Annotated in this window: 12 protein-coding genes; 6 read left to right on the top strand and 6 right to left on the bottom strand. The window is 54.9% G+C overall.

The window, feature by feature from the left end:
• The first annotated feature begins 98 nt into the window (after positions 1 to 98).
• From mnmE to J4685_RS21480, 5 genes are all read left to right on the top strand, one after another.
• Positions 99 to 1,463, top strand: a complete 1,365-nt coding sequence (gene mnmE, locus J4685_RS21500; RefSeq protein ID WP_000019076.1) for a tRNA uridine-5-carboxymethylaminomethyl(34) synthesis GTPase MnmE — start codon at positions 99 to 101, stop codon at positions 1,461 to 1,463.
• Positions 1,464 to 1,645: 182 nt separating this feature from the next.
• Positions 1,646 to 2,833 carry an MFS transporter gene (locus tag J4685_RS21495; RefSeq protein ID WP_000819607.1) on the top strand — a complete coding sequence of 396 codons (1,188 nt, stop codon included), beginning with the start codon at positions 1,646 to 1,648 and terminating at the stop codon, positions 2,831 to 2,833.
• Positions 2,802 to 3,761: an HTH-type transcriptional regulator YidZ gene (gene yidZ / locus J4685_RS21490; RefSeq protein ID WP_000749375.1), complete on the top strand. Its 960-nt coding sequence runs from the start codon at positions 2,802 to 2,804 to the stop codon at positions 3,759 to 3,761. The genes J4685_RS21495 and yidZ overlap by 32 nt, the downstream gene beginning before the upstream one ends.
• Positions 3,762 to 3,918: 157 nt before the next feature.
• Positions 3,919 to 4,674: a 4'-phosphopantetheinyl transferase family protein gene (locus J4685_RS21485; protein ID WP_000190682.1), complete on the top strand. Its 756-nt coding sequence runs from the start codon at positions 3,919 to 3,921 to the stop codon at positions 4,672 to 4,674.
• Positions 4,674 to 5,258, top strand: a complete 585-nt coding sequence (locus J4685_RS21480; RefSeq protein WP_001575173.1) for an NADPH-dependent FMN reductase — start codon at positions 4,674 to 4,676, stop codon at positions 5,256 to 5,258. The genes J4685_RS21485 and J4685_RS21480 overlap by 1 nt, the downstream gene beginning before the upstream one ends.
• Positions 5,259 to 5,302: 44 nt before the next feature.
• Here the strand turns inward: J4685_RS21480 and adeP are convergent, their stop codons facing one another.
• Entirely contained in the window at positions 5,303 to 6,640 is a 1,338-nt protein-coding gene (adeP, locus tag J4685_RS21475; RefSeq protein WP_001519317.1) for an adenine permease AdeP, read from the bottom strand.
• 168 nt (positions 6,641 to 6,808) lie between these two features.
• Between adeP and yieH the strand changes: the two genes are divergently transcribed.
• On the top strand, positions 6,809 to 7,459 hold the full coding sequence (yieH, locus tag J4685_RS21470) for a 6-phosphogluconate phosphatase (protein WP_000078077.1): 651 nt from the start codon (positions 6,809 to 6,811) through the stop codon (positions 7,457 to 7,459).
• A 109-nt stretch (positions 7,460 to 7,568) separates the two neighbouring features.
• Here the strand turns inward: yieH and phoU are convergent, their stop codons facing one another.
• The 5 genes from phoU to pstS all read right to left on the bottom strand — a co-directional run bounded on the left by phoU (position 7,569) and on the right by pstS (position 12,194).
• Complete coding sequence (gene phoU / locus J4685_RS21465; protein WP_000377800.1) at positions 7,569 to 8,294, bottom strand: phosphate signaling complex protein PhoU; 726 nt, start codon at positions 8,292 to 8,294, stop codon at positions 7,569 to 7,571.
• A 14-nt stretch (positions 8,295 to 8,308) separates the two neighbouring features.
• A complete protein-coding gene (gene pstB, locus J4685_RS21460) occupies positions 8,309 to 9,082 on the bottom strand; it encodes a phosphate ABC transporter ATP-binding protein PstB (RefSeq protein ID WP_000063118.1) in 774 nt (257 codons plus the stop codon).
• An 86-nt stretch (positions 9,083 to 9,168) separates the two neighbouring features.
• Positions 9,169 to 10,059, bottom strand: a complete 891-nt coding sequence (gene pstA, locus J4685_RS21455) for a phosphate ABC transporter permease PstA (protein ID WP_000212197.1) — start codon at positions 10,057 to 10,059, stop codon at positions 9,169 to 9,171.
• A complete protein-coding gene (gene pstC, locus J4685_RS21450) occupies positions 10,059 to 11,018 on the bottom strand; it encodes a phosphate ABC transporter permease PstC (RefSeq protein WP_000741630.1) in 960 nt (319 codons plus the stop codon). The genes pstA and pstC overlap by 1 nt, the downstream gene beginning before the upstream one ends.
• Before the next feature lie 135 nt (positions 11,019 to 11,153).
• Positions 11,154 to 12,194, bottom strand: coding sequence for a phosphate ABC transporter substrate-binding protein PstS (pstS, locus tag J4685_RS21445; protein WP_000867131.1), 1,041 nt, complete (start codon positions 12,192 to 12,194; stop codon positions 11,154 to 11,156).
• Positions 12,195 to 12,345: the final 151 nt, after the last annotated feature.

The following is a 12,345-nucleotide window of genomic DNA, read 5'->3' as shown; positions in this document are numbered from 1 at the left end:
GCGCCGGTCAGCCTGATGGCGCTAACGCTTATCAGGCCTACAATCAAAAGGCGGTCATATGACCGCCTTTTTTTATTGCAACAAAGTTGAGACTAACCATGAGCCATAACGACACTATCGTCGCCCAGGCAACCCCACCGGGACGCGGTGGCGTGGGTATCCTGCGTATTTCCGGTCTGAAGGCGCGCGACGTTGCGCAAGAGGTGCTGGGCAAGCTGCCGAAGCCGCGCTATGCCGACTACCTGCCGTTTAAAGATGTTGACGGCAGCGCGCTGGATCAGGGTATTGCGCTGTGGTTCCCCGGCCCGAACTCCTTCACCGGTGAAGATGTGCTGGAGCTACAAGGGCACGGCGGTCCGGTGATTCTGGACCTGCTGTTAAAACGTATCCTGACGCTTCCAGGCGTGCGAATTGCCCGACCGGGCGAGTTCTCCGAGCGAGCGTTCCTCAACGATAAGCTCGATTTAGCCCAGGCGGAAGCCATTGCCGACCTGATCGATGCCAGTTCCGAACAGGCGGCGCGTTCGGCGCTAAACTCGTTACAGGGGGCATTTTCCGCCCGCGTTAACCACCTTGTGGAAGCACTTACTCACCTGCGAATCTACGTCGAAGCGGCTATTGATTTTCCGGATGAGGAGATCGACTTTCTCTCTGACGGCAAAATCGAAGCGCAGCTCAATGGCGTCATCGCCGATCTTGACGCCGTGCGCACCGAAGCGCGCCAGGGCAGCCTGCTGCGCGAAGGGATGAAGGTAGTGATTGCCGGACGCCCGAATGCCGGGAAATCCAGCCTGCTGAATGCGCTGGCAGGCCGTGAAGCGGCCATTGTCACCGATATCGCCGGTACCACGCGCGACGTGTTGCGCGAGCACATCCACATCGACGGGATGCCGCTGCATATCATCGATACCGCCGGACTGCGCGACGCCAACGACGAAGTTGAGCGTATCGGCATCGAACGCGCCTGGCAGGAGATTGAACAGGCCGATCGAGTGCTGTTTATGGTGGATGGCACCACGACGGACGCCGTTGACCCTGCCGACATCTGGCCGGACTTTATCGCCCGTCTGCCCAAAAATCTACCGATTACCGTGGTACGTAACAAGGCGGATATCACCGGCGAAACGCTGGGTATTAGTGAAGTAAACGGTCACTCACTGGTTCGCCTCTCGGCGCGTACCGGCGAAGGCGTCGACGTGTTGCGTAACAACCTCAAGCAGAGCATGGGGTTTGAGACCAATATGGAAGGCGGCTTCCTGGCCCGCCGCCGTCACCTGCAGGCGCTGGCGGAAGCCGCTAACCATCTTGAACAGGGCAAAGCGCAGCTATTAGGCGCATGGGCGGGGGAACTGCTGGCGGAAGAGTTGCGCCTGGCGCAGCAAAGCTTAAGCGAGATTACCGGCGAGTTTACCTCCGACGACCTGCTGGGACGGATTTTCTCCAGCTTCTGTATCGGTAAATAACGTTGTGTTGCCCGGTGGCGCGATGCTTACCGGGCCTACAAAACCCGTAAGCCGGATAAGGCGTTTACGCCGCCATCCGGCAGCAATGATTTCCCATGCGGAAATCACTGTTGTCCAAATGGCAACTCGTCTCGCGCAACGTCGCCCCGTATTCTTAGCGCCACACTTTTCGTGAGGCCGCTATGAAACGTTTTCTACTGTGTAGTTTTGCCCTGGTTTTACTCTATCCTGCTGGTATTGATATGTATCTGGTCGGTTTACCGCGTATAGCCGCCGATCTGAACGCCAGCGAGGCGCAGTTGCATATCGCCTTCTCCGTTTACCTGGCCGGAATGGCGACGGCCATGCTGTTTGCCGGGAAGATAGCCGACCAGTCAGGCCGCAAGCCGGTCGCGATCGTCGGCGCGATCGTCTTTATGATGGCCTCACTGCTTTGTTCACGGGCGTCGGAAGGCTCGCTATTTCTGAGTGGGCGTTTTCTTCAGGGGGTAGGAGCAGGCGGCTGCTATGTGGTGGCGTTCGCCATTCTGCGCGACACGCTCGACGAGCATCGCCGGGCGAAAGTGCTGTCATTATTGAATGGGATTACCTGTATTGTGCCGGTACTCGCCCCGGTGATGGGGCATTTGATTATGCTTCGTTTCCCCTGGCAAAGTCTGTTCTATACGATGTCCACGATGGGCATTATTGTGGGCCTGTTATCACTGTTTATCCTGCGCGAGACGCGCCCGGCAAGGCTGGCTCCACGCGATTTATCACGATCGTCGCCCGCCGCCGAGTCGCTGGTTAACCGTTTTTTCGTTAGTCGACTGGCGATCACCACCCTTAGCGTGTCGGTGATCCTGACCTTCGTCAATGCCTCTCCAGTGCTGCTGATGGAGGTGATGGGATTTAGCCGTGGCGACTATGCCATTACCATGGCGCTCACCGCAGGCGTCAGTATGGTCGTCTCTTTTTCCACCCCTTTTGCGCTTGGGTTATTTAAGCCGCGAACCTTAATGCTCGTCTCACAGGGGCTGTTTTTGACGGCTGGCGTGACGTTAAGCCTTGCTCATACCAATACCGTCACACTCTTTGGCCTGATGCTTATCTGCGCCGGATTCTCGGTTGGTTTTGGCGTCGCGATGAGCCAGGCGCTGGGGCCGTTTTCGCTGCGCGCCGGAGTGGCCAGTTCCACGCTGGGTATCGCTCAGGTTTGCGGTTCATCACTGTGGATTTGGCTGGCGGCAATACTCGGTATCAGCGCGATGAATATGCTGATCGGGATTCTGATTGGTTGTAGCATAGTGAGTATTCTGCTGATCTTCTCCGTCGCGCCCAACAGGTCCGTAGCCGAGCATGAAGAAATCCCTTACCAGTCTCGATCTTAATCTGCTGTTATGCCTACAGTTACTCATGCAGGAGCGCAGCGTCACTAAAGCTGCAAAACGGATGAACGTAACGCCCTCTGCGGTCAGCAAATCGCTGGCGAAACTCCGGGCATGGTTTGACGATCCGCTGTTCGTCAATACGCCGCTGGGCCTGGTGCCGACGCCGCTGATGGTCAGTATGGAGCAAAGTCTGGCGGACTGGATGCAGATGGGGAATCAACTGCTTGATAAGCCGCATCATCAAACGCCGCGCGGTTTAAAATTTGAGTTGGCGGCAGAGTCGCCGCTGATGATGATTATGTTTAATTCACTGTCGCAGCAGATTTATCAGCGCTATCCGCAGGCTACCATTAAGGTTCGCAACTGGGATTATGACTCGCTGGAGGCGATTACGCGCGGGGAAGTCGATATCGGATTTACCGGACGCGAAAGCCATCCCCGCTCGCGAGAGTTGCTCAGTCTGTTGCCGCTCGCGATTGACTTTGAGGTACTGTTTAGCGATTTACCGTGGGTCTGGCTGCGGGAAGATCATCCGGCACTGCGCGAAGCGTGGGATCTGGACACTTTTCTGCGCTACCCGCATATCAGTATTTGCTGGGAGCAAAGCGATACCTGGGCGCTGGATGATGTCCTGCAAGAAATGGGACGCAAACGCCATATCGCGTTAAGCCTGCCGGGGTTCGAGCAGTCGCTCTTTATGGCCGCCCAGCCGGGTCACACCCTGATAGCAACCGCGCCGCGCTATTGCCAGCACTACAATCAGCTCCACCAGCTACCGTTAGTGGCGCGCCCCCTGCCTTTTGATGCGCAACAGCGGGAAAAGCTGATGGTGCCGTTTACCCTATTATGGCACAAACGTAATAGTCATAATCCCAAGATTGTGTGGCTACGACAGGCTATCAACACGCTCTGCCGTCGCCTTATCTGACCACCTGCGTTGATAAATTCACCTTACTCTTACCAGAAATGTCACCGTCTGATTAAAGAACCTTCTGAAATTGAATTTTTAGCGCGTAAAACCTGTCCATAATTTACGTTAATGTTACTCTCGTCATTATCACGGCCCATTAATCACGGAGCGAAAAATGGCGACTCACTTTGCCAGAGGGATACTTACGGAGGGACAGTTGGTTTCAATTCGTCTCTCTTCGTCTTGCCATATTGAAGCCAGAAACCTGCCTGCTCACCGACGAACGCGTTTTCTCGCCTCCAGAGGCCTTCTTGCCGAACTGATGTTTATGCTGTACGGAATTAGCGAGCTGCCGGAAATCATTACTCAGGCGAAAGGTAAACCCGCGTTTCGTGACAAAAATCTGCCAGGTTTTTCTATCTCCTACGCCGGAAATATGGTTGGCGTGGCGTTGACCACCGAAGGAGAGTGCGGGCTGGATATGGAATTACAGCGCACCTCCCGCGGCTTTCACCATCCGCATTCGCTCGAACGCCACCCTTTCTCCCGTAATGAAAACTTATGGGTAGCCAATCAAAACGATCCCAACGAAGCGCGAGCGCAACTCATTACATTGCGCCAGAGCGTGTTAAAACTCACCGGCGATGTCATGAATGACGATCCGCGGGAGCTGCAACTTTTACCCGTTGCCGGACGCCTGAAGTGCGCGCATGTCACGCAGCTTGAAGCCGTGTGCGATGCGGAAGATGTGCTGGTATGGTCCGTAACCGTTACGCCAGCGATAGAAAAATTAAAAGTGTGGGAGTTTGATGGCAAACTGGGCTGGAAAAGCCTGCCCGATATCCAGACGCGCGCCAATGAGCCAACCGGGCGTCTGATGCGATTCGCCCAACTCCCCGCCGCCAAATCGTATACGCTTAATCGTTCATAATGAAAAAAGGGGCACGTATGTCTGAAACGCTGAATGTGGTTACATTGCTGGGAAGTTTACGCAAAGGTTCCTTTAACGGGATGGTGGCGCGTACGCTGCCTAAAGTCGCGCCGGCAGGAATGACGGTATCACCGCTGCCTTCGATCGGGGATATTCCGCTGTATGACGCCGATATCCAGCAGGAAGAGGGATTTCCAGCCAGCGTAGAGGCGCTGGCGGAGCAGATTCGCAACGCCGACGGCGTCGTCATTGTGACGCCGGAATATAACTATTCCGTTCCCGGCGGCCTGAAGAATGCCATCGACTGGCTATCCCGTCTGCCTGAGCAGCCGCTGGCGGGTAAGCCCGTTCTTATCCAGACCAGCTCAATGGGGGCGATTGGCGGCGCGCGCTGCCAGTATCATCTGCGCCAGATTCTGGTGTTCCTTGATGCGATGGTGATGAATAAACCGGAATTTATGGGCGGCGTGATTCAGAATAAAGTCGACCCGCAGACTGGAGAAGTGGTGGATCAGGGAACGTTAGATCATTTGACCGGTCAGTTGACCGCATTTGGCGAGTATATTCAGCGCGTTAAAGCGTAAGTTCGTTAAAAACCCTCCCCCCGATGGGGCGAGGGTTCATTTCATCAGTGTGCGTCAATAAACACAATCTTCAGCACAAATAACAGCGCGACAATCACTACGCACGGGCTAAGGTCGCGCAGGCGGCCGGTACCGATTTTCATCACGCAGTAAGAGATAAAGCCCAGCGCGATACCTTCGGTGATCGAGAAGCTAAACGGCATCATTACCGCCGTAATAAACGCCGGGACCGATTCGGTTAAATCCTGCCAGTTTACCCGCGCCAGGCTGGAGGTCATCAGCACGCCGACGTAAATTAGCGCGCCCGCCGCCGCGTAAGGCGGCACCATGCCCGCCAGCGGCGACAGGAAGATAACCAGCAGGAACAAAATACCGACCACCACCGCCGTCAAACCGGTGCGACCGCCCACCGAAACGCCGGAAGAGGATTCAATATAAGCGGTCACAGAAGAGGTTCCGACAAATGCGCCAGTGACGGAAGAGATACTATCAACAAACAGCGCCTGCTTCATGCGCGGGAATTTGCCTTTCTCATCCGCCAGGCCGGCTTTATCGGTCACGCCAATCAGCGTACCGGAGGAGTCAAACAGGTTGACCAACATGAAGGAGAAAATAACCCCCGCCAGGCCAAGATTGAACGAGCCTGCCAAATCGACATGCCCTACCACGCTGGTGACGCTTGGCGGCGCGGAGACAATGCCGTTGTAGTGCACATCGCCCATCATCCAGCCAAGCAGCGTCGTGACGATGATGGACACCAGCACCGCCGCATGAATGTTGCGCGAAGCGAGAATCGCAATAATAAAGAATCCGAGAACCCCCAGCAGCACGCTGTGCGAAGTCAGGTTGCCGATGCTGACCAGCGTTTCCGGGTTAGCGACGATCACGCCGGCGTTTTTCAGCCCCATCATACCGATAAACAGGCCGATGCCGCTGGTGATGCCCACGCGCAGGCTGACCGGAATGTTGGCGATCATCCAGTAACGCACGCGGAAGATAGTCAGCAATAAAAGACCAACAGCGCCCCAGAAAATGGCGCCCATGCCTACCTGCCACGGCAGTCCCATTGCCTGCACAACCACGAAGGCAAAGAACGCATTCAACCCCATCGCGGGCGCCAGCGCCACCGGCAGGTTAGCGAACAGGCCCATCAGAATACTGCCAAAGGCCGCAATCAGACAGGTGGTCACAAAGACGGCGCTGGTGTCCATGCCAGCTACGCCCAGAATTTGCGGGTTAACAAAAACGATATAAACCATCGTCAGGAAAGTGGTAAAACCGGCGATCACTTCGGTTCGTGCCGTCGTGCCATGTTCGCGCAGTTTAAACACGCGTTCCAGCATACCCTGACCAGAAGCCTGGGTGGTGTGTTGTTGACTCATTATCAATTTCCGGAGAAAGGAGGGAAAATTCGCCGTTATCCTATACCAAAATGCGACACCTGGCGCAGTTGTGTGGTAATTTTTTTCACTCAATTTGTTAGTACGGCAACGATTGCGTCCCCTCATTCAGCATTACGTAAACGTTAAACTTGTTAAAATGGAAATGACATGTCCCAAATCGAAGCGGTGTTTTTTGACTGTGACGGCACGCTGGTCGACAGTGAAGTAATTTGCTCGCGCGCCTATGTCACTATGTTCCGGCAGTTCGACATTACGCTTGAGCTCACGGAAGTATTCAGACGCTTTAAAGGCGTAAAGCTCTACGAAATTATCGATACCATCAGTAAAGAGCATGGCGTTGCGCTGGCAAAGGCGGAGCTGGAGCCGGTGTATCGCGCGGAAGTGGCGCGCCTGTTCGATACCGAACTGGAAGCGATCGCGGGCGCAAATACCCTGCTGGAGAGCATTAAGACGCCGATGTGTGTGGTATCCAACGGGCCGGTCAGTAAGATGCAGCATTCGCTGGGTAAACTGGGCATGTTGCATCATTTTCCCGATTTGCTGTTTAGCGGTTACGATATTCAACGCTGGAAGCCCGATCCGGCGCTGATGCTCCATGCGGCGAACGCCATGAAGGTCAATGTTGAGAAGTGTATTCTGGTGGATGATTCCAGCGCAGGCGCGCAGTCAGGAATTGCGGCGGGAATGGAAGTATTTTATTTCTGCGCCGATCCGCATAACAAGCCGATCGATCACCCTAACGTGACGACATTTACCGATTTGGCGCAGTTGCCGGGATTGTGGAAAGCGCGCGGGTAGGAGATTACGCGTTAACTGAAATGCCGGATGGCGCTAACGCTCATCCGGCCTACAGCATCTGTACCTGTAGGCCCGGTAAGCGCAGCGCCACCGGGCAAAAGAATGAGATTTACTCTTTCGGATCTTTCCCCGCCAGCAGCTTATCCAGCTCATCGCCGCCGACGTGACGGAAATCCTGCCCCTTCACGAAGTAGAAGATGTATTCGCAGATATTCTGGCAACGGTCACCGATACGCTCGATAGAACGAGCGCAGAATAACGCGGTCAGCACGCTGGGAATGGTGCGCGAGTCTTCCATCATGTAGGTCATCAGCTGACGCACGATACCTTCGTACTCCTGGTCAACTTTCTTGTCTTCACGGTAGATACGCACCGCTTCGTCGAGATCCATGCGCGCGAACGCATCCAGCACGTCGTGTAGCATCTGCACGGTGTGGCGGCCCAGCGACTCCAGACTCACCAACAGCGGCTGGTGCTGCTGGGAGAATTTCTCCAGCGCGGTACGGCAGATTTTATCCGCCACGTCGCCAATGCGCTCCAGTTCGGCGATGGTTTTGATAATCGCCATCACCAGACGCAGGTCACTCGCCGTCGGCTGGCGCTTGGCGATAATACGCACGCAGGCTTCATCGATGGCGACTTCCATCATATTAACCTGATGGTCGCCTTCTACCACGCGCTTCGCCAGCTCGCTGTCCTGGTTGTGCATGGCGGTAATAGCGTCAGAAAGCTGCTGCTCCACCATGCCGCCCATGGTCATTACCTGAGTGCGGATGCTTTCCAGTTCGGCGTTGAACTGGCCGGAAATATGTTTATTAAGGTTCAGACTGTCCATTACGCACTCCTGAATTAACCGTAACGACCGGTGATATAGTCTTCTGTTTGTTTCTTCGCGGGCTTGGTGAACAGATCGTCCGTGTTGCTGAACTCAATCAACTCGCCCAGGTACATAAACGCCGTATGATCGGAGCAACGTGCCGCCTGCTGCATGTTGTGGGTCACGATCACCACGGTGTAATCCTGTTTCAGCTCGGTGATCAGCTCTTCAATACGCCCGGTAGAGATCGGATCCAGAGCTGAGCATGGCTCATCCAGCAGCAGCACTTCCGGGCGAATGGCGATACCGCGCGCAATGCACAGGCGCTGCTGCTGACCACCGGAGAGAGAGTACCCGCTCTGGTGCAATTTATCTTTGGTTTCGTTCCATAATGCGGCTTTGGTCAACGCCCACTGCACGCGCTCGTCCATATCGGCGCGAGACAGCTTCTCAAACAGACGCACGCCAAAGGCGATATTGTCATAGATGGACATCGGGAACGGCGTCGGCTTCTGGAATACCATCCCCACTTTTGCGCGCAGTAGCGCGATATCCTGGGTGTTGGTGAGAATATTGTCGCCATCCAGCAGAATTTCACCTTCCGCGCGCTGCTCCGGATAAAGCGAATACATTTTATTGAAGGTACGCAGTAGCGTTGATTTACCGCAGCCGGATGGCCCGATAAATGCCGTTACCTGATTCTTCGCGATATCCAGATTAATGTTCTTCAGGGCATGGAATTTGCCGTAGTAGAAGTTCAAATCACGAACCTGAATCTTACTCGGGGCAGTTTCAACCATACTCATTTCACTCTTTTCCTCATCCAGCGCCGCATCCGCCACGCCGTAAAATAATGCCTGATGGCGCTACGCTTATCAGGCCTACAATGTCTTTAACCGTGTTTTTTCTTCGCGAAAACAACACGCGCCAGAATATTCAGCAGCAGTACGCACAGGGTAATAATCAGCACGCCCGCCCAGGCTAATTGTTGCCATTCGGCAAACGGGCTCATCGCGAATTTAAAGATGGTCACCGGCAGGTTGGCGATCGGCTGCATCATGTCGGTGCTCCAGAACTGGTTCGAGAGCGCGGTAAACAACAATGGCGCCGTTTCGCCGGCGATACGCGCAATAGCCAGCAGGATACCGGTCATAATGCCGGAGATAGAGGCTTTCAGCGTAATCGCGGAGATCATCTTCCACTTCGGCGTACCCAGCGCATAAGCGGCTTCACGCAGGCTATCCGGCACCAATTTGAGCATGTTTTCAGTGGTACGGATAACGATCGGTACCTGCAACAGCGCCAGCGCAATCACCCCTGCCCAGCCGGAGAAGTGCTGCATCTGCGCCACCACGATGGTGTAAACAAACAGCCCCACAACAATTGACGGCGCGGAAAGCAGAATGTCGTTAATAAAACGAATGATTTCCGCCAGCCAGGATTTACGGCCATATTCCGCCAGATAGATCCCGGCCATAATCCCCAGCGGCGTACCCAATACGGTAGCCCAGAGAATCAATAATCCACTCCCTGCCAGGGCGTTCGCCAGCCCGCCGCCCGCCGTGTTCGGCGGCGGCGTCATTTCGGTAAACAGCGCCAGCGACATCCCGTCGATACCACGCGTGATGGTGGACATCAAAATCCAGATCAGCCAGAACAGGCCAAATGCCATCGTCGCCATTGAGAGCGTTAGTGCGATACGGTTCTTCATGCGGCGACGCGCCTGCATCTTGCGACGGGATTCCGCGAGCTGCGCGGTGTTCTGCATATCAAGCGTAGCCATTAACGTGCTCCCTCGTTCTTCGCCAGACGCATAATCATGAACTTAGACGCCGCCAGGACGATAAAGGTGATCACAAACAGGATCAGTCCCAGTTCCATCAACGCTGCCACGTGCAGACCCGATTCCGCCTCAGCGAATTCGTTCGCCAGCGCGGAAGTGATGCTGTTGCCCGGCATATACAGCGACGCGCTGTCGAGCTGGTAGGTGTTGCCGATGATAAAAGTGACCGCCATCGTTTCACCCAGAGCACGGCCCAGTCCCAGCATAATGCCGCCGATCACGCCATTTTTGGTGAACGGTAGCACGATGCGCCAGATAACTTCCCAGGTAGTGCAGCCGATACCGTAAGCGGACTCTTTCATCATTACCGGCGTTTGCTCGAAGACGTCGCGCATAACCGCCGCAATGTAGGGGATGATCATGATGGCGAGGATGACGCCCGCCGCCAGAATGCCGATACCAAACGCCGGGCCGGAGAACAGCGCGCCGACAAACGGAATGTTGGAAAGAATATTGCCGACCGGCTCCTGGAAGTACGTCGCAAACAGCGGCGCGAAGATAAACAGCCCCCACATGCCGTACACGATACTGGGGATCGCCGCCAGCAGCTCAATGGCGATGCCGAGCGGACGCTTTAGCCAGCCTGGCGCCAGCTCGGTTAAAAACAGGGCAATGCCGAAACTGACCGGAACAGCGATCAGCAGTGCGATAAAGGAGGTCACCAGCGTGCCGTAAATGGGCACCAGCGCGCCGTAGATATCGTTTGGCGCGTCCCATTCCTTAGTCCAAAGAAATGAGAAACCAAATTTCTGAATACTTGGCCAGGAGGAGATGATCAATGAGACGATAATACCGCCCAACATCAATAGCACAATCAGCGCAGCCAGTTTTACCAGCGCGCTGAAAATCATGTCGCCTTTTTTACCCGGTGGGTTAAAAGCAGGCTTGGTTGCAGCCATAAATTACTCTTTCCATTAAACGCGTTTTACGACGTTGCCCCTGCCGGATGGCGCTACGCTTATCCGGCCTACAACGTGGGCCTGCGGTCGAAACCGTAGGGCGGATAAGCGTAGCGCCATCCGCCAATTCGTTAATTAATACAGCGCCTTACCGTTGCTGTCTTTTATACTGGTCTTCCAGGCGGTACGAACCTGCTCAACAACGTTATCCGGCAGGCTGGCGTAGTCCAGATCATTCGCCTGCTTAGCGCCATTTTTGTAGGCCCAGTCGAAGAACTTCAACACTTCAGCACCCTGCTCAGGTTTCTTCTGCGCTTTGTGGACCAGGATAAACGTGGTGGAGGTGATTGGCCACACATCGTCACCTTTCTGGTTGGTCAGATCCTGCGCGAAGGTTTTGCTCCAGTCTGCGCCTTTCGCCGCATTAGAGAAGCTCTCTTCCGTCGGGCTTACCGGTTTGCCGTCGGCGGAAACCAGTTTGGTGTAGGCCAGGTTGTTCTGCTTAGCGTAAGCGTATTCAACGTAGCCGATAGCGCCTGGCAGACGCTGTACAAATGCCGCGATGCCGTCGTTACCTTTACCGCCCAGACCGGTTGGCCAGTTCACGGTAGAACCCGCGCCCACTTTCGATTTCCACTCGTCGTTGACTTTCGCCAGGTAACTGGTGAACACGAAGGAGGTACCGGAACCGTCAGCGCGACGCACCACAGCGATATTCTGTGAGGGCAGCTTCACGCCTGGGTTCAGTTTGGTGATGGCTTCATCATCCCACTTCTTGATTTTACCGAGGTAGATGTCACCCAGCGTTTTACCATCCAGCACCAGTTCGCCGGATTTGAGGCCTGGAATATTCACCGCCAGCACCACGCCGCCGATCACCGTCGGAAACTGGAATAGGCCTTCCTGATTCAGTTTTTCGTCAGACAGCGGCGCATCGGAAGCGCCAAAATCAACGGTATTCGCGGTAATTTGTTTCACGCCGCCGGAAGAGCCTATCCCCTGGTAATTGACTTTGTTACCGGTTTCTTTCTGGTAGGTATCCGCCCATTTGGCATACACCGGCGCAGGAAACGTTGCACCGGCACCTGTCAGGCTTGCTGCTGCAAAGGCAGAGAACGCGCTCATCGATAAGGTCGCGGCGACAACAGTTGCGACAGTGGTACGCATAACTTTCATAATGTCTCCTGCACGGTTTCGGTAAATCGTTGTTTGAGTTGCTACGATGAGCAAAATAGGACAAATTGATGACAGTTATATGTCTTGATTATGACGGTTTGATGACAATGGAAATAAAAAAGCTGGCCCGGGGAGACACCAGACCAGCCTG

The organism is Salmonella sp. 32100201201700099SM (genome assembly GCF_017572645.1).
GTDB lineage: Bacteria > Pseudomonadota > Gammaproteobacteria > Enterobacterales > Enterobacteriaceae > Salmonella > Salmonella enterica.
This window is presented reverse-complemented; position numbering and strand designations above follow the sequence as displayed.